This is a genomic window from Elusimicrobiota bacterium, assembly GCA_016180815.1.
In the GTDB taxonomy this organism is placed as follows: domain Bacteria; phylum Elusimicrobiota; class Elusimicrobia; order JACQPE01; family JACQPE01; genus JACPAN01.
Map to the genome: position 1 here is coordinate 1 of JACPAN010000022.1, position 22,772 is coordinate 22,772.

A 22,772-nucleotide genomic window follows, 5' to 3' on the forward strand; every position below is an offset into this window, starting at 1 on the left:
ATCGCTAATCCTTCGTTCGTTTCATCCCTTTATGCCGAACTCCTATAAGTTGAAATTTAAAACAATGCCGCTTTCGTAGAAAACGTTGCGGGTTGGGTAACTTTTATTAAGGCCGACTTTGTACGGCCCACCGAAGTAGCTGAAAATTTTTTCGTCCTTGACGTTTTGTTCGGGCGAGAAAAAATAATTAGCGCCGACATAAGCCTTTACCCATTTACCTGAAAATAATTCTATCCCGCCGCCGATGCTCGGAATCAAGCGTTCAGGATAGGATTGTTGCGATCTTTCGTGTCCAGTGCCCCAGATTAATTCCGACCTTACGAAGGCAAATCCAATCCTTAAATAAGGAGATATAGGCCTCGGGTAGAAGAAATTTTTGGTTAAGGAGAAGGGTCCGAAAAAACGAGTTCTTATTTCAGGAGCGGGAACTTTAATTGTCGCCGTAGAAAACGCTCCAACAAAGGTTCTGGTATTTTCAGAAGTAAAATCAGCATCTTTTTGTGAATCTGAGTGAACACCCAAATGAGCCTGAATTTTCCAGCCGTCACGAAAACATAATTCCCAAATCCCCCCATAACCTTCGCTGGACCCTTCGGTTTCTTGATTGGCATGTCTAAACGGCCTGGCTGAAGACGACCAGAATCCCATACTTATCGGTGAGCGGCGGCCGACGAATACCGCTTTATCACCGATGGCCGGCCGAAAAGTGTTACGGAACTCTTCGGCGGGATGATAGAAAAGAGCCGTTGATTGAAAATCGCCGATACCGCGAGTTTCGATTTTTCCCTTGTACAGGCCGCTGGTATCGTAGACGGCGTATACGTCCCGTTTGTCGACCTCATGGATTGAACCGCGGTCAATCAGAACATTTTTGTTTTGAATAGCCGTGATTTCTGCCACTTTTTTAGGGACGAAAGGCTTTCCTCTTAGACTTTTTCTCCAAGTGAATACCTTGGGTGATTCGACATCGAGGTGTCTGGCCGGTGTTTCACCGGGCGTGCCTGGGTCTGCGAATTGGGCATAGACTTTTTCGCCGACGTCGATTTTTAACTTTTTTGGGACGGAAGCCGTATAGTAATAAAGATTGCGTTTTTGGCTAAGCAAATCCCCGATGACAATGGGGATGCCGTCTTGTAAATAGATGGTTCCGCCCAGGACAAGTTTCCCATCCACCTCAAGGACCATATTGGTCGTATTTCCGTCGAATTCGATGCCGAGGACTTGACCAATTGGTACTGGCACTGGTGCCGAAAAACCTACAGATGGCGTTGAAAAGAATATTGCCATCGCCATCAGCAACCTTCTGAAAGTGTAATGTCTGTCCATGAAATATAGAATCTATTCATTTTTTTATAGATATTCAATTTCAACTGTAAAATTACTCATAAAAATTTTTTTCATGTTTAAGGTTGTTGAGGGTTATCTTGGATTACGGGAGCATTCTCGTAGCCCTTCCGGATGCCATGAACAAGATAGTAGAACTTTGCATTAGATTGACCGCCTTTTAGCTCTTTGACTAAAATGTTGGACGATGTCGCGGCGGGGACGTAAAGCCCGTTGGAGTCGTCCATGGGCGTGACTTGAACGGTAACCGGGGCTTCTGCACTGGTGACCAGAGTAAAATGTTCAGGAAGTTGTATGAGAGCCTCACCATTGGCAAGCTGGGCGGAACCCCGGACAAATGTTCCTACGTCGGAACCTTCCAAGCTGTAATAACGTATTTGTTTATTTGGGTAGTTAGGATGAGTTTGAACAAAACTCTTAGTGCCCGATGCATCAATACTGCCGGTTACCAAGTTGGAAGATTGAAGACCCCCCTGAAAGAATCCAGCACCTCGAACGCTTAATCCATCAAATATACCGTCCGGCAAAAGATGAGCCTCGCCGCGAATTACCACGGGACCATTGATATCTAAAAATCTGATAGGCGAAGCGGTTCCGATGCCGACATTGCCATCGGAAATAATTCGCATTCTTTCCACGTCGCCGACCAAAAATCTCAAATACCTCGGGTTAGAGCTCCGGCCTTCGATCTTGGTTCCGTCGAGCCCCCATTTGAGCGTTTGGACATCGGGAATCCTGATATCGCCAATAACATGAAGGGCGGACTGCGGGTTTGCGGTTCCGATGCCTATTGCGCCGTTGACGATTAATCCTCCGACGGTCAGACCTGATGACGTGGTATTGCCGCGATTGGTGACTGATTGAAGGGTGTCCGTTTCCGCCGTGATTCCGACGTTATCAACATTGTCTGAGAAGCCCGCGGGGATGCCGGTAATTGAAGTCCATGGGAGGCTGGTGGTCATCGGAAATGAGGTGCGACAGTCTCCTGAGAGGCAAATACCCGCATTAAAGGATTGTTGTGCGCTCCAGGTGTTGGCGCTGCCTAAATTCAGGGATATGGTTCTGTCCGCGCTTAAGTCCCCGCCGCCGGTCAGCCCGGTTCCTGCGGCAATGGAGCGCGATGACGGGGCTTTTGAGTTTAATTGAGTTTGAATATTGGAGGAAACACCGCTTAAATGTCCCAATTCGGTTGTGGTGACGGCGCCGGCGTTTAAATTTCCTGTGCTGCCTGAAGTTAAGACGCGATTGGCCGTTAAATTTGAAGCGGAAAGGCTCGCGGCTGAGAGCGCGCCCGCCACCGTTAAATTGCCTTCCGCCGTGGCGTTGGGCTCAAGTTTATTAGCTTTGTCCGATTTGAGGGCAAAGGGGACGGATTGGAGCTTGATTCTGGGAACAAGCGGAGTCTCGCTTGATATTTGAGTTTGAAGGTAGCGATTGGGGGCTGAAATGACGGAGGAGGGCAAAGGGCTGACGGCGCCTAAAGCCAATTGAAAATTTCCTCCTCTGGTGGTCACGGTGCGCTGCTCCTGCCAGAGCAGATTGCCCATGCCCACGGTTTCCGAGTCCCAGATGGAGAATGTGATCGGGTAGGAGCCATCGGGCTTATTGACGCCGACGTTATCCGTTAGGCGCGATTGAATATTGATGGCTTGGGGCACGTCCTGGGCGAAAACGTTGGAGACACCGCATGTGCCGACATAGATTACAATCAAGGCGAGACGATCATTTGAAAATTTCATTTCTTAACCCCCATCGCGAAGCTTCGCCGAATAAACCCTTCGACTTGTTAAATTTTTAGCCCCAGACTTGATACGAATCCAGTCAAAAAAAAGTCAAAACGCGGGGGGTCGGGTTGGCGGCCTGGGTCTCAGAAAAAGTTCAGCGTTTAGGCGAAGCGAGGTCTTCGGAAAGTTTTGTATCGAAACGATAACCGTCGTAGGCTACGGTTTTGATCAACTCTTTAAAATCGCCCAATTTCCGATGAAGAATAGCGATGCGCGCATTGAGATTATGATCAAAGCGGGGGTAAGCGTCGTGGTTTTGCCTGATTCTCCAGCATTTTAAGATCAGTTCCTGGCGCGTGGCAATGTCTCCGCGTTTGACCATGATCGGACGCACGATGCTGAATTCGGTTCTCGTGAGTTGGATAGCGCTGATATCGGAAATTTCCAGGAGACGCGAGGGATGAAGCGTCACATAACCTATGGCCAACACCCCATCGCCGTTTTTTTCCAAGCGCGCTTGGTTAAGTTTGGCGGCGATCCGAACTTCGAGAAGTTTCAAATTGGACGATTTGACGATGAATTCGCTGTTGCCCGAGCTCAGAACGTATTTTGCGGCGCCAGCGTCCTCATTAGCCGTCAACATGAAAATAGGAACATGTTTGGTAGCCGGATAGAGCCGCAACATTTTGAAAATATCCAAGCCGCTTTTATGACCCAACTTCAAATCCAATAAAATCAGGGCATAGTGTCCGGTTTTGGCTAGTTCCAAGGCCTCGCGGCTTGTCCACGCCAGGTCGAGCTCGTAGCCGTGGCTCGTCAAAAACTCGCGAACTAATTCGGGCCAGTTTTCATCATCGTCGATGAGAAGAATTTTATCGCTCATGATGACCCCACCCCGTTTCGTAAAAATTAAAAAGCCGCTCTCCTCGTGGTATTGGTTTAAGCCTAACCTGGGCTCTGAATTTTTGCAAGGCCGAAGTCTTTTCTAAATGGAATGACGGTAGAATAGATTATTAAGGATTTTATTTTTTTGGTTGAAATCTTCAGTACGGTTAAGGTAAAGCTGGCGGAGCTTGCTGAAATTTCAAACAATACATTTATGAAGGCACGCAGACCTAGGCCGCCGATCGAGCCGATTCAATGGACGCGCTCCGGGATTTTTTTGTTGGATCAGCGGCTTCTGCCATCGAAGGAACGCTATGTGCGCATTCGCTCCTTAAAGGAAGCGGTTTGGGCGATTAAAGAAATGGTGGTGCGCGGCGCCCCGGCCATCGGTGTGACCGCGGCTTTGGCCCTAGCGCTTGAGGCTCGCAAACAGCGCGTTTCCGGCGGGAAATTTTTGAGCGTTTTTGCAGGTTGGAGCCGGACTTTGGGCAAGAGCCGGCCCACGGCCGTGAATTTAAGAAATGCTTTGGACTATATGCAAGCCGCGGCCCGGACGCTTGTCAACCAAAATGGGATGCCTGTGGCCAGGGGTTTGGAACATGCCGCATTGAAATACCTTGAGGATGATTTGGCCGCCAATTACGCATTGAATTGTCATGGGGTGGCTTTGGTAAAGAAATTAAGCCGCGGCCAGGGGCCGGTAAACATATTGACGATTTGCAATACCGGGTCGCTGGCGACTTCGGGTTTCGGTACGGCTCTGGGCGTGATTCAGGAGGCGTTCCGTCGGGGGCGGCGCGTGCATGTCTATGCCTGCGAAACAAGGCCGTGGCTTCAGGGCAGCCGTTTGACCACCTGGGAGTTGAAGAAATCCGGAATTTCCCATACCCTGATCGCGGACGGAGCCGCCGCTTTTTTAATGAAGCGGACCGGCGTTGATTTGGTGATCACCGGCGCGGACCGCATCACGCGTCAAGGCGACGTGGCCAATAAAATCGGCACTTATGCCCTGGCGGTTTTGGCGCGGCAGCACGGCGTTCCTTTTTATGTGGCGGCGCCCATGACCACGTTCGACCCATCGTTGAACAGCGGCGACGATATAACCATCGAGGAACGCAAACCCGAAGAATTGACTTTTTTGAGAGGGGTTCCTTTGGCTCCGGCTAAAACCAAAGCCTGGAATCCTGTTTTTGACGTCACCCCCGCCTCCTTAGTGCGGGCTTATGTGACGGAGAAAGGAATACTGAAGGCCGGGGACATCGCGGGCTTGATGGCCTGAGGGCTTTTAATTCGTCGGTAATTCGAAGCGATAGCGGGCCAGGAATTCAGACCGTTCAGTTTTGAGTTCCTGGGTCAATTGTTGATAGGCGGCGCTGCTGTAGTAGCGGCGCGGGTCGTAATCAGCGGACCAAGACGACAGATCGGGAACCTTAACGGCTGTTTCGTAGCCCCAGTCCGAATCTTTGGTCCAGGAAATGGCATTTCTTGAAACCATCTCGATGATTTTGGATGAGACCTGCTGCGTGATTTTTTTGGGCGGTAAATTTTGATCCCCGTTTTTGCCCAGGGAACCGGTATTTAAGAGGAAACATTCGATGCTGTTGGCTTGAATAATGTCCCCGATGCGTTTTCCTTCTTCATCCTCGCGTCCGATGATGAAGGGATTGAAGCCGACCTCATGCTTGGGCTGACCGGCTTTTGTCGGGTCGCCGGCGGATGTTTCGATGGATTCCCCCAGCATGAAATACGCCGCGGCTTGCCGTGGCGTCAGTTTGGCCACCGGCGGAACAATGGTGTCGCGGCGCGTGATAAAGAAAATCTTGTGGACTTTATTGAGATTGATTTCATCCGAGGAGCCCGGAATTTTGCGGCGGATGGCCAGGGCCCGGCCGTTGGTGCCCCGCGAAAAATTCAAAAATTCGGGCATTTTGGACTTTTCATTAACGCTGACATTTTCAAAAACCGTGCCGGGATCAAGCAGCGCCAGATCAATGCCGGGCTGGGTGTCTTTGGAAACGCCTTCAGTTTTAACGTAAAAATTGTCTTCCGTTCCAAGGGCTTCGCCGGTTGTGGTCATCCAGACGATGTCGTCTTGAAGCAGTTCAATGCCTTCCGGGGTCTTCAGACCATGGCTTTCGAGCGTCAGCGTGGTTTTGCCCGTGCCGGAGAGTCCAAATAACAGAACGCCGATATTCTCAAGGGCGCCGGAGGCGTTCTTGAGCTTTAAAATTTTGCTGCCGGCATGAAGCCCCAAGCCGCCGGCTTTTTTCATTTGATACATGGCTTGGCGTAGGAAGGACATTTTGACTTCGCCGACATAATCCGTGCCGAAAATATAGGTTTTACCCTCATCCGCGCGCACGAAAATTCCTTTGGGCCCGATTTTATTCGTGCCGTTGGCGCTCGGGAAGGCCTCGGGCCAGTTAGGGATGTCGATGGTCAGGAAATCGGGTTTTGTCTGCGGGTCCCTTTGGCTGGGAGAAGCCTCAAATAGAGTTTCGGACCATAAGAGAGCGATGCGCGCATATTCCTTGGGGATTAAAAGGCGGCAATGCCACGTTTTACGATTGTTGTTGCCGATGACCCGGTCGATTTGAATTAATTCGAGCTGAGGCAGAATTTTTTCGAGCATGTCCTCGGCGTAGCGGACGGCGTCCGGATTCGCGGGCGTTTGCCCGAGGCCGAGCGGACGGTCGGCAAGCATTTGCGTGCTGGAGGCCGAGCGGGAAGCGGATTTCAAGGTGAAATAAGCCGGAGCGCCGTAAGCCGTGGTTGTTTCTTCGCGTTGGGAGAGCCGCCGCAATTCGTTGCGGCCCGGGTTGTTTAAAATTTTGAGCGGTGTCTTCAAAGCTAAAGCCATCATGAACAATTTTACCTAAAAACTGGTTAAGTATCGAACATCGATGATGCGTTCCGGACGGCGCAAATCGCTTGAATTTTGATGGGTTTGCCGGCCCAGGATATCCCGGACATGAAAGCCCATTTGCACGAAAGGCGACAAGAACAGATTGGCCCCGCCGTTTAGACGGTTCCAGCGGGTGTGATGAATATTGTCGTATTCGGCCAAGAACGCGATCATGCCGCCCGGCGGCACCCAGGTTAAATTGGTGAACGCGCGGATGGAATCTTGCTCAAAATCCGAGACATTGGCGCCGGCCGTCCATTCAAGTCCGCGCCAAAGCACTTCCTGGGTCAGGGCCAGGTAGAGCCCGCGTTCGGGCTCGCCGTATTCCTTGGTGATTTTGTCGTAGCGATAACCTTGGCTGTCGTAGCCGATGGCCGCGGCCGGGAGGTACCGGTCGCCGTCGTAAAAACGGAATTTCATTTGAAGCTCCGGCCGTTGAAGGTCGATATTCCCATGGCCGATATAATTGTCGAGCTGCAGCGAGGCGCCCAGCATCAGGCGCTGAAACACGCCGAAGGAAACGCTGGGCAACAACCCTCCTTTATTGAAAAAGCGTGAGGAGAAGGCGAATCCGCCGTAATCCAAGACCTCGGCGTTGGGGCTGTCGATGGCGCTGTAGAGAGCCAACGGGCGCGAGGCCCGGATGCGTTTGGCCGGAGGCTCTTGGGCCAAAAGGGGCGCGGTCAAAAAAACCAGGATCGCGGCTGATGCTTTGATGCTCATGAAAATCTTTTGCGTTCCCGTTCCGGCGGGGCCTGGGCGACCATGAGCAGGGTGTTTTCGTCCAGGGACGCTTGCTCGAGTTTTTCCCATAAAACTTTTTCCATTTTAATTTTTCGGGGGAACTCGACGCGGAGATCCGGAGCTTGCCCGTTGAAGGTTTTATCGCCGGTTAAAAATACAACGGTCGATCCCTCTGGGGCTTCTTCAAGATGCCCGCGGATTTTTTGCCAGGAAGGCTCTTCCAGGGCGCCGAGCGCGATTTGCAGCTGCGCGACGCGCGTGTTCAAAAATTGTTCGACCGGGATCACGTCATCGAGCAGAATTTCCTCGGCCAGGGCGTTGTCGGCTCCCGTTTCCTCATTATTATTGCCGGCATTGCTCACGCTGCGGGATACCCGGCCCGAGACCACGATAATGGTCCCTTGTTTCAGTAGTTCGGGCGGGATTTGAGCGTAAGTCCGCGGAAAAAGAACCGTTTCAATCGTGCCCGTCAAATCTTCCAGCTTCATGCGGGCCCAGGCTTGACCCGTTTTTTTGGAAATTTGTTTCTTGACGGCGCCGGCCATACCGATGATCTGTACGCGCGTTTCATCGCGCATGGTTTTAACCTGGGCCACGGCGGGCAAGCGCGAGGCAGCCAGAAATTTTTTCCACCGGTTCAACGGATGCACGGACAGGTACATGCCGAGGACCTCTTTTTCCCAGTGCAGGATGTCCTCGTCGTTATTTTTGGTTTTGGGGCGCGGACCGATGGTTTCGCCCAGATCAAACAGCATGTCCCCTTCCTGTTTGGTGTAGAACTCGGTCAAGAAATCGATGTCTTGGACGAATTGTCCCCGTTTGACGGCCGCATGATCGCCGTCCAAACATTTGTCCAGGGCGCCTGATTTACCCAGAGATTCCAGAACTTTTTTATTGATCAATTCTTTGGGGACGCGCTTGAAGAGATCTTCGACGTCTTTATAAGGGCCGCCTTTTTTGCGTTCCGCGACGATGGCCTCAGCCGACGCTTCCCCTACGTTTTTGATCGCCAAGAGGCCGAAGCGGATATGATTATCCTCGATGGAAAATTTTTCTTCGGAAAAATTGACGGACGGCGGCAAAGTGGCGAAGCCCATGCCTTTGGCCTCATCCAAGTACGTGGCGACTTTGTTTTCTTTATCCTCCGAACCCATGGCCGTGCGTCCGATTTCGCTGATGGCCAAGGCGGTCATAAATTCGATCGGATAATTGGCCTTCAGGTAAGCGGTTTGATAGGCCACGATGCCGTAGGCCGCGGAGTGGCTTTTGTTGAAGGCGTAATGGCCGAAATCTTTCAGGTCCTCGTAAAGTTTTTTGGCGAAACCGGGTTGGGCATTGTTTTTAATGGCGCCTTCCACGAATTTGGCTTCCATTTTGTTCAGTTCTGCGGGGATTTTTTTGCCCATGGCTTTTCTGAGCTTGTCCGCTTCCCCGGCCGTGAACCCGGCCAATTGCTTGGCGATTTCCATGACCTGCTCTTGATAGACGCAGATGCCGTAGGTTTCTTTCAAAATGGCTTCCAGCGCAGGGTGCTCATAGCGCACGGGCGAGGTCCCGTGTTTGCGGGCGCAGAACTCATCGATCCATTTCATGGGTCCCGGGCGAAAGAGGGCGATCAGGGCGATGATATCCGTGAGTTTGGAGGGGTTGAGCTTGATGAGCAAGTCCCTCATGCCGCGCGATTCCAGTTGAAAAACGCCGCCGGTTTGAGCCCGGCTCAAGAGTTCGTAAGTTTTGGGGTCATCAAGAGGGATCGTGTTGATGTCGACGGCAATGCCGCAGTGCCGTTGGACCAGTTCGATTGTTTTTTGAATGACGGTGAGGGTTCTTAAGCCCAGAAAATCGACTTTAAGCAACCCGAGCTTGACCAACGATTCATCATTGAATCCGGTGGTGACCATTCCGCTGGTCGGGTTTTTATACATGGGCGCGTAACGCGTGACCGGCTGCTTGGTGATGACCGTGCCCGCGGCATGGACGCCGGTGTGCCGGCGCACGCCTTCAAGCTTAATAGCCAAGGGCAAAATTCGCTGCGCCGAAGGGCTGGCTTCCACGGTTGAGCGGAATTCCTGGTTCGTTTCCATGGCCTGTTTGATGCCCAAGCCGTGCGGAATGGATTTGGCGATTTTGTCCACCTCGGATAAGGGAACGTCCAGCACGCGGCCCACGTCGCGGATCACGGCGCGGCTTTGCATGGTGCCGAAAGTGATGATTTGGGCGACGTTGGTGAACCCGTATTTTCCCTTGACGTATTCGATCACCAATTCACGGCCCTCATCGGAAAAATCGATGTCCAAATCAGGCATGGTCCTGCGGTCCGGATTCAAGAAACGTTCAAAGAGCAGGCCGTATTTAATGGGGTCCACGCTGGTGATTTCAAGCAAATAGCTGACCAAGGAGCCGGCGCCCGATCCCCGGCCCGGTCCCACGGGAACATTGCTGCGGCGCGCAAAATGGATAAAATCCCAAACGATCAAAAAGTATCCGGGGAAGCCCATTTTTTTGATGACGCCGAGTTCATAGGTCAGGCGCTCTTGATAGCTTTGAGGGGCGCCGGACGGAAAACTTTTTTTCATTCCTTCGCGGCAGAGATGCTCAAGATAACTTTCTTGGGTGAAGCCTTCCGGAACATGATAATCGGGCAAATGCAGCTCGTTGAAGGATAATTTGATGCCCCCCGCCATGTTGGCGACTTTGACGGCATTGGCCAGGAACTCGGGATTTTGGCCGAACACTTTTTCCATTTCTTCGGGCGATTTGTAATAGAACTCCTGGCTCGCGTAACGCATGCGGACCTGATCCGTCACTTTTTTGCCGGTGCCGATGCACAATAAAGCGTCATGGGCCTGGGCTTCGTCTTTGAGAAAGTAGTGGCAGTCGTTGGTGGCTACGATGGGGGCGTTCATTTTGGCGGCAAGCTCCAGCAAGCCGCGTCCGACCCGGCGCTGCGCTTCCAGGCCATGATCCATGATTTCTAAAAAGAAATTTCCCCGTCCGAAAATTTCCTCAAGGCGCCCGGCGCGCTGATGCGCGAGCTCCATGTTGCCCGACTCAAGGGCCTGGGCCACTTCGCCTTTCAAGCACCCGGACAAAGCGATCAGCCCTTTGGAGTGTTTAGCCAGCAATTCTTTATCCACGCGGGGGCGATAATAAAAACCTTCGAGCGAAGCTTTGCTGGAGAGTTCGATCAGGTTTTGATAGCCCTCGTTGTCTTTGGCCAAAACAGTCAGGTGATTGATGCCGGATTTTTGCGGATTCTCATCGTCCTTGCCCGTTGTTTTGCGTTCGTGCATGGAGCCTGTGGCCACGTAGAGTTCGCAGCCGATAATGGGCGTGATGCCCGCGGATTGGCATGCTTCATAAAATTCCACGGCGCCGAAGAGATTGCCGTGATCGGTCAAGGCCTGATGAGTGAAGCCCCAACTGGCCATTTGCTCGAGCATGGCCGTGGGCTTGCCTTGGTCGTCGGCGAAGCGCGCGCAGCCGTCTAAGAGCGAATAATCGGAATGCGCGTGCAGGTGAGCGAAGCCGGCTGATTTTTTACCCATGAGCGAATTTATTTTTCAAAATAGAAGCGAGAAAAGCCATTAAACAAAATGCGCATGGCAATGCCAAATTTCCGTCGATGCGCGCCACAGATTGTAAAATGTGCGGGTGCCGGTTCTCACCGAGAAAAAAATAAAAAGCATTTGCCATCATCGGGGCGTCTCAGTGTCTTTCTTCACGGACACGGTGCGCTTGCCCAATGGAAAAAAAGCGGTCCGCGACTATATGGGCCATCCCGGGGCCGTGACCATCCTGCCGTTCTTGGATCGAAAACGCGTTTTGCTGTTGCGTCAATACCGGTATCCGGTGGCTGAAACCATCGTGGAAATCCCGGCAGGAAAAATTGACGCCGGGGAACGCCCGTTGGCCTGTGCCCGCCGGGAGTTGTTGGAGGAAACCGGGTATTGGCCCAAGAGCATTAAAAAAACGTTGTCCTTTTGGCCCACGCCGGCATTCGCGAATGAGGTGATGCACGTATACACCGCCTGGGATCTTGAGTTTAAAGGCGCGGGCACGGACGAGGACGAATTTTTGGAGCCCTTCCCCGTCGAATTTGCCAAGGCCGTGCGCTGGGTCAAGGAAGGGAAAATCAGGGACGCCAAGTCCATTGCGACGCTCTTGGCCGTTGAAGCGTTCGGGTGGAATCCCTATGGTTGATCGTTTTATTTTTCCTAAAGAATACGGGGTAATCGTGGTGGGCGCCGGGCACGCGGGCTGCGAAGCGGCTCTGGCTGCGGCGCGCATGAACGTGCCGACGCTGCTGTTGACGCAAAATCTCGATACCATCGGGCAAATGTCCTGCAATCCATCAATCGGCGGTTTGGCCAAAGGGCAAATCGTCTGTGAAATCGACGCGATGGGCGGCGAGATGGGCAAAAATACGGATAGGACCGGACTTCAATTCAAATTATTGAATATGGGCAAAGGAGAAGCGGTTTGGTCGCCGAGAGCCCAATGTGATAAGAAACTTTATCAGTTCACCATGAAACTAACGGTTGAGGAACAATTAAATTTAGATATTAAACAAGAAGATGTTTTAGAAATTTTGGCTGAAAATGATAAAGTTAGAGGAATTTTAACAAAATATAACACTATATACCATTCAAAATTAATCATTGTCACAACAGGCACATTCCTTAAAGGTATTACTCATTATGGATTGAACACTAACCCAGCTGGACGGGCTGGATGTCCCCCTTCAACGCTTTCGGAATCTTTGCTTAATCTTGGGTTTGAGATCAATCGTTTTAAAACAGGGACGCCGATGCGTATTAACGGGCGCAGCATTGATTTTGAGAAATGCACGATTCAGCCTGGGGACGATGCTCCCTATCCCTTCTCATTTCAGACAATGTTTCACGTGAAACAATCGCCCGGCCGGCGTTTATTTTTTAACGGCGAGGATTGGCAAGAGTATCCGCATGCTCATGCCATGGAACAGTTGCCTTGCTGGATTACATGGACGAATCCATCGACGAATGAAATTATCAATTCGAATTTGCACCGGTCACCCTTATACTCCGGAAAAATAAAATCCGTCGGACCAAGGTATTGCCCTTCCTTTGAGGATAAAGTCGTCAAGTTTCCGGAAAAAGAGAGGCACCAGATATTTTTGGAACCTGAGGGTTATGCGACGCGCGAATTCTACGTTAACGGACTTTTTACCAGCATGCCTGAAGATGTTCAAATTCAGGTTTTGAAAACAATCCCCGGATTGGAGCGTTCGGAAATGGTTCGCCCGGGCTATGCCGTTGAATATGATTGTTGTCCGCCGACTCAGCTAAAGCCCACGTTGGAAACAAAGCGTATCGAAAATCTTTTTTTAGCCGGACAGATTAACGGCACCACCGGATATGAAGAAGCCGCCGGGCAAGGATTCATCGCCGGGGTTAATGCCGCCTTGAAATACTTGGAAAAAGAGCCGTTGATTCTCAGAAGAAGCGACGCTTACCTCGGCGTTTTAATTGATGATTTAGTGACGAAAGGAACAGATGAGCCGTATCGGATGTTTACCTCACGCGCTGAATACCGGCTGCATCTGAGATGGAGCAATTCAGATTTGCGTTTGATGGATTATGGGCGTAATCTTGGCTTGATCCCGGATCAAACTTATTCGCTGTTCGATCAATACAGGAATGCGGTTTCTTCGGAGCGCGTCCCAGATTCTGATTTTGGGCCGTGGACCAGGGAAAAAATGATTCGAGAAATCGAAGTTCAGCAAAAATACAAAGGCTATCTTAAAAGAGAGCTGCAGGATATCGAGAGAATGTCCAAATTTGAGAACGTCAAAATTCCCGATGTATTCGATTATGCCCAGGTTCCCGGATTGTTGACGGAAAGCCGGCAAAAATTGTCCAAAATACAGCCGAAAACATTGGGCCAAGCCCGAAGAATTCCCGGGGTGACTCCATCCGACTTGCAAATCCTTTGGGTTTGCCTGGAAAAGAAAAGACGGGAACGGTAGAATTACCGTCAGCGTCGAATTGTTTCACGTGAAACATTGCTTATGATTTGATTCCATGATTCCTATTAGAGACGAAAATTATTCTCGCAAAAGGCCTTGGTTTAGAAATTTTTTAATCCTGGCCAATATCGCTATTTTTGTTTATATGTTTATTTTTAGCCCCGGCATTGTCGTGGATCAATTTGGGTTCATCGGAGCAAAATTTTTAGATGAACCGATGACGAATTTATACAGGTTCGTCAGCTATCAATTCATTCACGGCGGCTTGGGGCATTTGTTGGGTAATTTATGGTTTCTTTATATATTCGGCGACAATGTGGAAGCAAAAACAGGGCATTTTGCATTTTTGTTTTTTTATCTTTTTTGCGGCGTCATTTCCGCGATTGTTCAAATCGCTCTTGTTCCAAGTCTTCATGTCCCGTTAATCGGAGCTTCGGGAAGCATTGCCGGAGTTTTAGGCGCTTATGCCATTTATTTTCCGAGAGCAAAAATCATTACATGGATACCTCTCGGTTTTGTCGGGTATACGGCACGTTTGCCGGCCTTCTTCTTTTTATTCATTTGGTTCGCGTATCAATTTATTCTTGGATCGGCGAGCTCCGGCGCGCATGCTTCAGTCACCGGAGTAGCTTGGTGGGCCCATGTCGGCGGTTTTGTTTTCGGCTTGCTTTTCGGGATTAAATTTAGGTAATGTTTCACGTGAAACAATCAAATGGCTGAGATTATTGCCGTCGTCAATCAAAAAGGCGGCGTTGGTAAAACAACCACCGCTTTAAGCTTGGGCGTTTCCTTGGCATATTTATCCCAGGAAGTTTTGGTTATTGATATGGATGCCCAAGCAAATTTGACCAGCGGCATTGGTTTTTCTTCTCCAGCCCCTTATTACGATATTTCCGATACTCTGTTGGATCCTTCTTTGGTTTTTTCTTCTACGGTGGCAACCAAGGTTGAATTTCTTGATCTGATCCCATCCTCAAACAATTTAATCGGCATTGAGCTCTTATTAAAGGATTTGGAAAATAGGGAATTCAGGCTTAAATCGGCTCTTTTATCATTAAGTGCCATGTATAGGTATATTCTTATAGATTGTCCTCCTTCTTTGGGTCTTTTGACAGTGAACGCTCTTTGCGCCGCCAACCATGTTTTAATCCCAATGCTCCCGGAATATTATGCGTTGGAAGGCTTATCCATGCTCGCTCAAACAGTCAAAAGAGTTAAAGAGACGCAAAATCCAGATTTGGACTTACTAGGGATTGTGTTTACCATGTTCGACCCCAGGCTTCAGTTGACCCAGGCGGTTTCAAAAGAGGTGAACGTATTTTTTCCAGGAAAAGTTTTTGATACGGTGATCCCAAGAAGCGTGCGCTTGGCCGAAGCCCCGAGTTTTTCCGTGCCGATCCATATTTATTCGCCCAAATCCAACGGGACTCAGGCGTACATGGATCTCGGCAAAGAGCTGTTGGTTCGATTGGAACCGAAGGTAGATACGATGAGGAGGTTAAATGGCAACTAGGCTTGGTCGCGGATTGGATGTGTTATTGCCGCAGAAGGGAGAGGGGCTGCGTCAGCCGGCGGCTATTCCCGAGATACCGGTGGATGCGATTGCCGCGAGCCCGCATCAGGTCAGAACGGTTTTCCATCAGGCGGATTTGCAGACCCTGGCGGATTCCATCAAAGCTTTCGGCGTTTTGGAACCGATTCTTGTTTCTCAGCGTCCGGCCGGCGGTTATGTGCTGGTGGCCGGGGAACGCCGTTTGCGGGCCGCGCGCTTGGCCGGTTTAAAAACGATCCCGGCCATCATTAAAAATTTAGGCTCCAAAGAGTCGGTTTTAGTCGGCTTGATCGAAAATGTTCAGCGTAAAGATTTGAATCCCATTGAATTGGCCAAAGGCCTAAACAAAATGATGGATGATTTTAAATTGACGCATGAAGAAGTCGCCTCCTCCGTGGGGTTCTCCAGGCCGAGGGTGAGCAATTTACTTAGGCTGCTGAATCTTGAGCCTGAAATTCAGGAATATATCGTCCTCGGCCATATTCATGAGGGCCAGGCCCGGGCCTTGCTTTCGTTAGACAGCGAGACCGATCGCCTGCGCATCGCCAAGGAAATCGCGGAAGGGCATCGCTCCTGGAGCGTCCGGGAAATCGAGCATAAGAAAAAAATCCGCCGCAAGGATCCGAATATTGCGGTTCAGGAAGAGGAGTTGGCCAAGCATTTGGGCACGCGCGTCAAAATCAGCTTGAGCGCCAAGAAGAAATCCGGCTGGATTTCGGTTTACTTCGGCAACCTTGAGCATTTTGACAGCCTTCATCGGCGCTTGAAGGCAGAGCGCTCATGATGAAATTACTGCGCCTGAATCCGCTTATTGTTGTTTTTTTCCTGGCGGGCATTCGCCTTGAGGCGCAGCAGGCGGCCCCGGCTTACATTTCGTCCATGAATTCCCTGCATGATTTTGACTTGTTCGCCAATTCCGGATGGGACGGCAATTGGTATGTCGGCTACAATTCTTTGTGGATCGTGGAACTGCCCATGCCCGCGGATTCGTCCGGGTTTGTCCGGGCTTATGTGGGCGCCAAATTAGGGCGGGCTAAAACTCAGACCGCGACCGGCCAGCCGCCATGGGTCCGTTCACCCATCGACTGCGACCTTTATGCGGGCATCAGCTCAACGGCAGCGTGGAAATCTTCGGACAGCTATTATTTGGCCGGCTGCGAGGACTTGCCCTTGGAGGGCAGCGCCGAGGAAGCCATGCGCGGCAGCGGCGAGGCGCGATGGTATTGGAAAGAGGTCCCTTTGTCAAAGATTAATTTCGGGGGGAAAAATTATTTGGCGGTTTGGTCCATAACGCCGGAGATGACGGACGCAGCCTCAGGCCCCATCTTGGCCGCCGGACGATCGGGCGGCACGGTTCGCGGGTGGTTGAACAGGGGCATCAGCGGAGCGCCGCCGATACGGACGGAAGAAGCGCTGGAAACTCAACTGAATGAATTTGCCCCGGCCCTGGCCGTCAAACTGGTCCCGGCGCATCGCGATACCCAGGTTAAGGTGGAATTGGGCGGGTTTAAAGAAGGGCCCGATGCCTACCTTTGGGAGATTCAGGCGATCGGCCGCAATATAAAAGAGGTTCGCCCGGAAATTTCCGTTGACGGCAATCGTTGGGTTTCATTCGGCCGTCCGGCCTACGACCCTCCGTTTCAAATCGGCGTTTCGCGCAAACGGATTCAAAAAGAAGTCAAGCTTCTTGTGCCGGGGAATAAAAAAATCGAGCAGGCTTATATCAGGATTACGGCTTGGGATGAGTGGGGAAATTCGGGTAGCACGGATAATTTTATTGTTTTTATCAAATATTAATTAGTATAGATTGACTTATCCGGTAATTTATGATTGAATTAGATAAAGTATGGAAGAATATAGCAAAGAAAAACCTTCTTCCGGAAAAAGAAAAAAAAATATTGAGCGAATGATTCCTCCGGGCGGTGTCCCGGAGGTCATGGATATTAAGGAACTCTCCAGTTATCTGGGTATCGGTAAATCAAAAATCTACGCCCTCATCCGCGCTAAAAAAATTCCCGCCTCGCAAATCGGCCGCCAGTACCGTTTTTACAAAGCGCTTATCGACAAATGGCTTCAAGAGAAGCTGATCACCGGAGCATCCGAGATGCCGTTGTTCGATCAAGATGAGCGCGATAAAAAGTAGAAAAAGTTCCGAACGCGTAGCTGAAATTCATCAACTATTTGTACAATAACATTTGAGAATTTTTCGTACGCGTAGGAAAAAAAGGAGGTGAGGTGGTTATGGCAGAAACATTAGCGAAGATCGGTCTTAAGCGGGAAGACGGCTACCTTTATTACGTTGGCAAAGACGGCTGTGTGTGGCGGGCGAAAATGGCTCGCGGCGGCAAAAAGGGCGGCAAGCCCCAGAAGGTTACCGTTACCAACGGCAACGGCGGTTATCCCGTCAAAAAAGAGCCCGGCTATCTTTATTTCCTCGACAAAAAAGGGAATGTGGCTAGGGCGAAAATGGCTCGCAAATAACGCCATTCAACCTTCGGAGCAAAGTACGCGAGTCGGGATGATTCCCGCCCCTCTTCGATTTAACCATGAAGAGGATGCTCCGGAGGCCGATTTTTTTAGCGCGCCATGAACGTCGGTGTTCTTGGTCCCGGAGCCGCGGGGCTCTTCCTTTTGTCGCGGCTTATCGGACGCAGCGAGCGGCCTCCTGTCCTGATCGCCAGGAATCAGACCCAAGCTAAACGCTTGAAGCAGGATGGTTTTGTGGTCGTCGCCGGCGGCCAATCGGCCCATTATTCGTCTAAACAATTCACCGTTTCCTTCAAACCCATCTCCCTTGATGTTATTTTTTTGGCGGTGAAAAGCTACGATTTGCCGAAGGCGCTTGATTCGGCGCGCCGTTGCACCGCGACAAACGGCCTGCTGATTTGCCTGTCGAACGGCGTTTTTGATCTTAAACGCATCCGGTCGCTCGCCGGCAAGCGGCGCGTGCTCTTCGGTTCGCTGATGGTCGGTTTGGACCGCGTCGAAGCGGGGCGCGTTCTTTGTCATGGTGAGCGCGAAGCGCCGTTGATGATGTTCAGCGGCGATCAGCCGGACCTTGAGAGGATCCGTCCGTTGCTCGATGATTGCGCGGTGTCCTTCAAAATCACCGCCGGTTCGGTTGAAGATTTGCTGTGGTCAAAAAGCGCTTATCTGGCGGCGTTGGGCCCATTGAGCGCGCTGTTGAGAAAAACAAACGGCGAGATTGTTTCGAGCGAAGCGGTTCGCGATTTGGCTCAGTCGGTTTTCGAAGAGGCTCTGGCCGTGCTTAAAGCATCGGGCCGCCGCGCGGTTTTTTTCGCGGAAGCGCTCAATGGCGGTTTCCCGGCGCTTCTGGAAAAAACAAAAGGCAATCGTTCTTCCATGCTTCAAGACGCGGCCGCCGGACGGCGCACGGAATTGGATTTTATCGTCAAGCCTTTTCTTGACGCCGGGCGCAAAACCGGCGTGCCTTGCCCCTTGCTCAATCAGCTCTACATGTTGACTAAAACCTATGTCGGTTGATCGCCGGCGTCCGCGAAGAATTGGTGCATAATGAGTTGGAGGAATGATGGCAGCGACGATTATTGACGGCAAGGCCTTAGCCGCTTCGATCCGAAAAGGCATCGCCTCTGAAATCGCGGCGCTGGCCTCCGAGAATCATCGTCCCGGCTTGGCCACGGTTTTAGTGGGGGATGATCCGGCCAGCGCGGTTTATGTTCGTAATAAAATCCAGGCTTGCCGCGAAGTGGGCATGGCCGCCATCGACCGGCATTTGCCCATATCGACAAGCGAAAAAGAGTTGCTCCATCACATGAAGGAACTTACCGATGATCCCAAGGTCAACGGCATCTTGGTTCAATTGCCCTTGCCCGATCAGATTTCACCCATGGCCGTATTCGAGGCCATGCCCGAGGCCAAAGATGTTGATGGTTTCGGCATTGCCAACTGGGGGCGTTTGTTTTTGGCGCGCACGCCCAAGGAGCTTGAGCATTGTTTTGTTCCCTGCACGCCCCTGGGAGTTTTGCGCATGATTGAATCCGCCGGTGTGAATCCTGAGGGAAAAATGGCCTGCGTTTTGGGCCGCTCCAATATCGTGGGCAAACCCATGGCTCATCTTTTGACTCTTTATAATGCGACGGCCACCGTCGTCCATTCCAAAACCAAAAATTTGCCTCAAGTCGTGAAGCAGGCCGATATTGTCGTGGCGGCGATCGGCAAAGCTCTATTTGTCACGGCCGACATGGTTCGGCCCGGAGCATGTGTGGTGGACGTGGGCATCAATCGCAATGAAAACGGTAAATTAGTCGGGGATTGCGATTTCGAGGCGCTGCGCGATAAAGCCGGTTATTTAAGCCCGGTGCCCGGCGGCGTGGGCCCCATGACCATTGCCATGCTTTTAAGCAATACGCTGAAAGCCTGGAAACGGACCATTAAAAGCGCATCGCCAAGCTGACCCGGTGCGCATCCCCCTGAGCTAATGATTTTCAAAGCAACAGCCTTAAGTATGCTTGCCACGGTAATTCTTATCACTCCGGGAACCTTCTTTTTCGTTCCTAGCTGTGATTCGTTGTAAAACGTAGTATTCAGTCATTTTTGTTCAAAATAGAATAAACTGAACTTATGCAAATTAAAAAATTTACTACTAAGCAATATATTGGCCTTGCAGTGTTCTTGCTGGGCATTTTTAGTCTAATGATGGTGGTATCAAAATTATTTGCTAATAAGGGGAGAGTGCCAATGGCTCAAGTTAAAGAAAAAACGATTGCGCCGAGTAAATTAACGCCACTGCTGATGGTTGAAGATGTGTCTAAGGCCGTAGAATTCTACGAGGGTATTCTCGGGTTTAAGAAAACCATGACCGTTCCGGACGCCCCGCCTTTTATTTTTGGCGCCGTGCAGGCGGGGAACGTGGAAATAATGTTTCAACAAAGGGAAGCTCTGGTGAAAGACTTGCCTATGATGAAGGACAGGGGCATCAAGGACAGCACCTTTTTGTATATGGACATTGAGGGCATAGAGGATTTTTATCGTCGCGTTAAAATTCGCACTGAAATTGTCAAAGACTTGCACAAGACTTTCTACGGTATGCGCGAATTTTATATCACTGACCAAGATGGGCACATTTTGGGTTTTGCCGAAAAGACAAGCGACAGTCAGGAAGAAGGTACTTAAAGAGTTAACTCCGTCAAAGAATAAAGAATCCAAACAGTTAGAACTTTGCCACGATAGGAAATCCTTCTCTCAGCCCCGTAGCTGCGGAGGTTGCTTGACGGTCGCTTCGCGGTCCTGGCCATCCACCGGATGGCCCCGTTGCTCGACCTTTTCACTCACCGAGTGCGGCAAACTTCCGTTCGATTCCCAATGGTCTACCGGCAGATAATTTCAAGACCGGCAGGAGATTAAATCGCCGTCGGCAAAGGCAGGCGGCGGATTTCTTTGACCAGCCTTTTATGCTCCTGCCAGGCTTTCTTTAGGGAAATCCGGGCTTCTTGGACGCCTTGATCCCATCGGGCTTGAAGCTGGCGGCCCTCCCTCAGCGCATTGGCGCGCGCTTCTCTGAATTGCTCGCCATAGCGATTTTTGCTTTGAATCATTTGGGTTTTAGCGGCTTCAAATCGTTCACGAATGGCGTTCATGTTTGCCGTCAGCCGCCGGCGCCAATCATCGGGCAATTGTTCGATTTTGGACCGGGCTTTTAAATAACCCATGTCCATTTTGGCTTGGAGGATGGCCCATTCCGGGGTGCGATTCAGGCGCCAAGTGAGGCCGACATGGCTGATGGTCCAAACCCACCATTTGCAAGGGTCCCAATGATACCAGGCATGCCCATTGCGGTAATCTCCTTGAAAGGCATGGTGAAAATTATGATAACCCTCGCCGAAGGTAAAAGGAGCGAGCCACCAATTATCCCGCGAGGTGTCTTTATTTGAATAAGGCTGAGCGCCGATGAAATGAGCGGCTGAATTGATCAAAAACGTGCCGTGATGCACCAGCACCACGCGCAGCAGCCCGCCCCAGAGAAATCCGCCGAAGGGCCGGCCAACGGCCCAGCCGATTAATGTCGGCAAAACAAAGCTGACCGTGATGGCAATGGGCAGGTAATAGCGGTTCTGCCAGATAACCAGGCGGTCTTCTTTTAAGTCCGGGATACTGTCAAAATTTCTGTCCGGGCGGGTTTTATAGAAAATCCAGCCCATATGCGCCCAAAAAATTCCTTTCATGATGTTATAGGGATCGTCTTCGGTGTCCACGTAGCGGTGGTGGTAGCGATGGTCCGAGGCCCAATATAAAACGGAATTTTGCAGGGCTGCGGCGCCGAAAAGATGATAAAGAAATTGAATGCCCGGGCGGCATTCATAGGTGCGATGCGCGAAATACCGGTGGTACCCGGCGGTAATGGCCACGCCCGTGCTCATGGCCATGAATACGAAAAGGACTAAATCGACCCAATGAAAACCTTGATGATAAATATAGAGTACGGCGCCGATGATGGCAGCGATCGGCGAGAGCGTTAAAAAGGCGATATTAACCCAGTTGAATTCTCTTTGTCCAGGATTCATGCGTGCCTCCTATTAGTTAATTGGTCCACGAATTAACCTTCCCCACGGCACAAAACCATTCTATCAGGCTTTGAAGCCCTTATCTATCGCGATTTCCGATTTTGCAACCGACGTCTCAAGGCGGGCAACGGCCCAATGAGCCAGGGCGGATAATTCCGCGTCCGTTCCTTGCATCCAGGGACACAAGTCCCGGATAAAATCAGCATTTCCGGTATTGGCCGCGGCAATGATGGCGTTTCTTAAAAATGGCCGCCATTTGGCCCGAAGAACGGGAAGCCCGGCGAAGTGCCGGCGATAATCCGTTTGAGTCCAGTTGAGGATGGTTTTTAAATCCAGAAATTCGGGAATTTTTGGTTCCCATCCATCGGCACGGTTCTTTTCTTGAGGTTGCTTCCGATTAAAGGGACAAACTTGCTGGCAAATATCGCACCCGAAAATCCATGATCCGGTTTTTTGGGCCAGATCAGGTTCCAATGGGATGGTTTTTTTCTCAATGGTGAGGTAAGCGATGCATCGGGAGGCGTCGAGCGTGTGCGGCGTCAGGCATTGGGTCGGGCAAGCCTCCAGGCAGCGCGTGCATGTTCCGCAATGATCCAGAGGGTCCCAGGGGTCGGGGTCAAGCCGGGCATTAACGGCCATGCCCCCTAAAAAAAAGTAAGACCCGTGTTTTTTGTTGATTAACATGGTGTTTTTGCCGATCCAGCCCAACCCGGCCAAACGCGCATACGAGCGTTCAAGAATCGGGCTGGCGTCCACGAAAACTTTCCCATCCACTTGCGGCGCCTGCTCGCGAATCTCTTCAAGGGCTTTTTTCATGCGTCCGATCATGACATCATGGTAGTCTTTATAGAGAGCATAACTGGCGATGCGTCCTTGGTTTTTTTGCTGCGCGGACTGGATTGACCCGGCCGGTCCTTTGTAGAACAGAGCAGCCAGGACCACGCTTTGAGCCTCCGGGTACCAGTTTCTGATGGACTCTCGTTTTGGATTTTCAAGGTAATTCATTTCTCCGTGATGTTTACCCACAATCCATAGTTTCCAGAAATCTACATCTTGCGGCTGTAAG

At 50.9% G+C, this 22,772-nt stretch carries 20 protein-coding genes; 12 read left to right on the forward strand and 8 right to left on the reverse strand.

Annotated elements, in window-relative coordinates; genetic code table 11:
• Window positions 1–42 precede the first annotated feature (42 nt).
• The 3 genes from HYT79_10900 to HYT79_10910 form a co-directional block, all read right to left on the reverse strand.
• Entirely contained in the window at window positions 43–1,293 is a 1,251-nt protein-coding gene (locus HYT79_10900; protein ID MBI2071094.1) for a hypothetical protein, read from the reverse strand.
• 110 nt (window positions 1,294–1,403) lie between these two features.
• Window positions 1,404–3,083 (reverse strand): hypothetical protein, encoded by a 1,680-nt coding sequence (locus HYT79_10905; GenBank protein MBI2071095.1) that lies wholly within the window; start codon window positions 3,081–3,083, stop codon window positions 1,404–1,406.
• Window positions 3,084–3,222: 139 nt separating this feature from the next.
• The gene (locus HYT79_10910; GenBank protein MBI2071096.1) at window positions 3,223–3,951 is read right to left on the reverse strand and encodes a response regulator transcription factor; all 729 of its coding nucleotides are present in this window, start codon (window positions 3,949–3,951) and stop codon (window positions 3,223–3,225) included.
• Between the two features lie 216 nt (window positions 3,952–4,167).
• On the opposite strand from HYT79_10910, the gene mtnA reads away from it, so the two are divergent.
• On the forward strand, window positions 4,168–5,232 hold the full coding sequence (gene mtnA / locus HYT79_10915) for an S-methyl-5-thioribose-1-phosphate isomerase (GenBank protein MBI2071097.1): 1,065 nt from the start codon (window positions 4,168–4,170) through the stop codon (window positions 5,230–5,232).
• 6 nt (window positions 5,233–5,238) lie between these two features.
• Here the strand turns inward: mtnA and HYT79_10920 are convergent, their stop codons facing one another.
• From HYT79_10920 to HYT79_10930, 3 genes are read right to left on the reverse strand one after another with little or no spacing between them, the layout of a single operon-like run.
• Window positions 5,239–6,816 carry a phosphoenolpyruvate carboxykinase gene (locus HYT79_10920; GenBank protein MBI2071098.1) on the reverse strand — a complete coding sequence of 526 codons (1,578 nt, stop codon included), beginning with the start codon at window positions 6,814–6,816 and terminating at the stop codon, window positions 5,239–5,241.
• Between the two features lie 12 nt (window positions 6,817–6,828).
• Window positions 6,829–7,581: a hypothetical protein gene (locus tag HYT79_10925; GenBank protein MBI2071099.1), complete on the reverse strand. Its 753-nt coding sequence runs from the start codon at window positions 7,579–7,581 to the stop codon at window positions 6,829–6,831.
• On the reverse strand, window positions 7,578–11,150 hold the full coding sequence (locus HYT79_10930; protein MBI2071100.1) for a DNA polymerase III subunit alpha: 3,573 nt from the start codon (window positions 11,148–11,150) through the stop codon (window positions 7,578–7,580). Before HYT79_10930 ends, HYT79_10925 begins: the two co-directional genes overlap by 4 nt.
• Window positions 11,151–11,256: 106 nt before the next feature.
• Here HYT79_10930 and HYT79_10935 point away from each other — a divergent pair, with 106 nt between their 5' ends.
• The 11 genes from HYT79_10935 to HYT79_10985 all read left to right on the forward strand — a co-directional run bounded on the left by HYT79_10935 (window position 11,257) and on the right by HYT79_10985 (window position 20,318).
• Window positions 11,257–11,805 carry an NUDIX hydrolase gene (locus tag HYT79_10935; GenBank protein ID MBI2071101.1) on the forward strand — a complete coding sequence of 183 codons (549 nt, stop codon included), beginning with the start codon at window positions 11,257–11,259 and terminating at the stop codon, window positions 11,803–11,805.
• Complete coding sequence (gene mnmG / locus HYT79_10940; protein MBI2071102.1) at window positions 11,798–13,612, forward strand: tRNA uridine-5-carboxymethylaminomethyl(34) synthesis enzyme MnmG; 1,815 nt, start codon at window positions 11,798–11,800, stop codon at window positions 13,610–13,612. The genes HYT79_10935 and mnmG overlap by 8 nt, the downstream gene beginning before the upstream one ends.
• Before the next feature lie 55 nt (window positions 13,613–13,667).
• Window positions 13,668–14,303 carry a rhomboid family intramembrane serine protease gene (locus HYT79_10945; protein ID MBI2071103.1) on the forward strand — a complete coding sequence of 212 codons (636 nt, stop codon included), beginning with the start codon at window positions 13,668–13,670 and terminating at the stop codon, window positions 14,301–14,303.
• Between the two features lie 21 nt (window positions 14,304–14,324).
• Window positions 14,325–15,125, forward strand: coding sequence for a ParA family protein (locus tag HYT79_10950; protein ID MBI2071104.1), 801 nt, complete (start codon window positions 14,325–14,327; stop codon window positions 15,123–15,125).
• Window positions 15,115–15,948: a ParB/RepB/Spo0J family partition protein gene (locus HYT79_10955; protein MBI2071105.1), complete on the forward strand. Its 834-nt coding sequence runs from the start codon at window positions 15,115–15,117 to the stop codon at window positions 15,946–15,948. Before HYT79_10950 ends, HYT79_10955 begins: the two co-directional genes overlap by 11 nt.
• Window positions 15,945–16,961, forward strand: a complete 1,017-nt coding sequence (locus tag HYT79_10960) for a hypothetical protein (GenBank protein MBI2071106.1) — start codon at window positions 15,945–15,947, stop codon at window positions 16,959–16,961. Before HYT79_10955 ends, HYT79_10960 begins: the two co-directional genes overlap by 4 nt.
• A 109-nt stretch (window positions 16,962–17,070) precedes the next feature.
• Window positions 17,071–17,307, forward strand: a complete 237-nt coding sequence (locus HYT79_10965; GenBank protein MBI2071107.1) for a helix-turn-helix domain-containing protein — start codon at window positions 17,071–17,073, stop codon at window positions 17,305–17,307.
• A gap of 98 nt (window positions 17,308–17,405) precedes the next feature.
• Window positions 17,406–17,645: a hypothetical protein gene (locus HYT79_10970; protein MBI2071108.1), complete on the forward strand. Its 240-nt coding sequence runs from the start codon at window positions 17,406–17,408 to the stop codon at window positions 17,643–17,645.
• A gap of 105 nt (window positions 17,646–17,750) precedes the next feature.
• On the forward strand, window positions 17,751–18,668 hold the full coding sequence (locus HYT79_10975; GenBank protein MBI2071109.1) for a 2-dehydropantoate 2-reductase: 918 nt from the start codon (window positions 17,751–17,753) through the stop codon (window positions 18,666–18,668).
• Between the two features lie 46 nt (window positions 18,669–18,714).
• A complete protein-coding gene (locus tag HYT79_10980; protein MBI2071110.1) occupies window positions 18,715–19,599 on the forward strand; it encodes a bifunctional 5,10-methylenetetrahydrofolate dehydrogenase/5,10-methenyltetrahydrofolate cyclohydrolase in 885 nt (294 codons plus the stop codon).
• A 167-nt stretch (window positions 19,600–19,766) separates the two neighbouring features.
• Window positions 19,767–20,318, forward strand: coding sequence for a VOC family protein (locus HYT79_10985; GenBank protein ID MBI2071111.1), 552 nt, complete (start codon window positions 19,767–19,769; stop codon window positions 20,316–20,318).
• Between the two features lie 227 nt (window positions 20,319–20,545).
• Here HYT79_10985 and HYT79_10990 read toward each other — a convergent pair whose 3' ends face one another.
• A complete protein-coding gene (locus HYT79_10990; protein MBI2071112.1) occupies window positions 20,546–21,706 on the reverse strand; it encodes a fatty acid desaturase in 1,161 nt (386 codons plus the stop codon).
• Between the two features lie 63 nt (window positions 21,707–21,769).
• On the reverse strand, window positions 21,770–22,732 hold the full coding sequence (gene queG, locus HYT79_10995) for a tRNA epoxyqueuosine(34) reductase QueG (protein MBI2071113.1): 963 nt from the start codon (window positions 22,730–22,732) through the stop codon (window positions 21,770–21,772).
• Window positions 22,733–22,772: the final 40 nt, after the last annotated feature.

Excerpts from the sequence above, each read along its gene's own strand:
- HYT79_10925 (MBI2071099.1), bottom strand. The coding sequence starts at position 7,581 with ATGAGCATCAAAGCATCAGCCGCGATCCTGGTTTTTTTGACCGCGCCC.
- mtnA (MBI2071097.1), top strand. The coding sequence starts at position 4,168 with ATGAAGGCACGCAGACCTAGGCCGCCGATCGAGCCGATTCAATGGACG.
- HYT79_10960 (MBI2071106.1), top strand. The coding sequence starts at position 15,945 with ATGATGAAATTACTGCGCCTGAATCCGCTTATTGTTGTTTTTTTCCTG.
- HYT79_10980 (MBI2071110.1), top strand. The coding sequence starts at position 18,715 with ATGGCAGCGACGATTATTGACGGCAAGGCCTTAGCCGCTTCGATCCGA.
- HYT79_10930 (MBI2071100.1), bottom strand. The coding sequence starts at position 11,150 with ATGGGTAAAAAATCAGCCGGCTTCGCTCACCTGCACGCGCATTCCGAT.
- HYT79_10975 (MBI2071109.1), top strand. The coding sequence starts at position 17,751 with ATGAACGTCGGTGTTCTTGGTCCCGGAGCCGCGGGGCTCTTCCTTTTG.
- HYT79_10955 (MBI2071105.1), top strand. The coding sequence starts at position 15,115 with ATGGCAACTAGGCTTGGTCGCGGATTGGATGTGTTATTGCCGCAGAAG.
- mnmG (MBI2071102.1), top strand. The coding sequence starts at position 11,798 with ATGGTTGATCGTTTTATTTTTCCTAAAGAATACGGGGTAATCGTGGTG.
- HYT79_10990 (MBI2071112.1), bottom strand. The coding sequence starts at position 21,706 with ATGAATCCTGGACAAAGAGAATTCAACTGGGTTAATATCGCCTTTTTA.
- HYT79_10970 (MBI2071108.1), top strand. The coding sequence starts at position 17,406 with ATGGCAGAAACATTAGCGAAGATCGGTCTTAAGCGGGAAGACGGCTAC.
- HYT79_10905 (MBI2071095.1), bottom strand. The coding sequence starts at position 3,083 with ATGAAATTTTCAAATGATCGTCTCGCCTTGATTGTAATCTATGTCGGC.
- HYT79_10900 (MBI2071094.1), bottom strand. The coding sequence starts at position 1,293 with ATGGCGATGGCAATATTCTTTTCAACGCCATCTGTAGGTTTTTCGGCA.
- HYT79_10910 (MBI2071096.1), bottom strand. The coding sequence starts at position 3,951 with ATGAGCGATAAAATTCTTCTCATCGACGATGATGAAAACTGGCCCGAA.
- HYT79_10920 (MBI2071098.1), bottom strand. The coding sequence starts at position 6,816 with ATGATGGCTTTAGCTTTGAAGACACCGCTCAAAATTTTAAACAACCCG.
- HYT79_10965 (MBI2071107.1), top strand. The coding sequence starts at position 17,071 with ATGATTCCTCCGGGCGGTGTCCCGGAGGTCATGGATATTAAGGAACTC.
- HYT79_10950 (MBI2071104.1), top strand. The coding sequence starts at position 14,325 with ATGGCTGAGATTATTGCCGTCGTCAATCAAAAAGGCGGCGTTGGTAAA.
- HYT79_10945 (MBI2071103.1), top strand. The coding sequence starts at position 13,668 with ATGATTCCTATTAGAGACGAAAATTATTCTCGCAAAAGGCCTTGGTTT.
- HYT79_10985 (MBI2071111.1), top strand. The coding sequence starts at position 19,767 with ATGCAAATTAAAAAATTTACTACTAAGCAATATATTGGCCTTGCAGTG.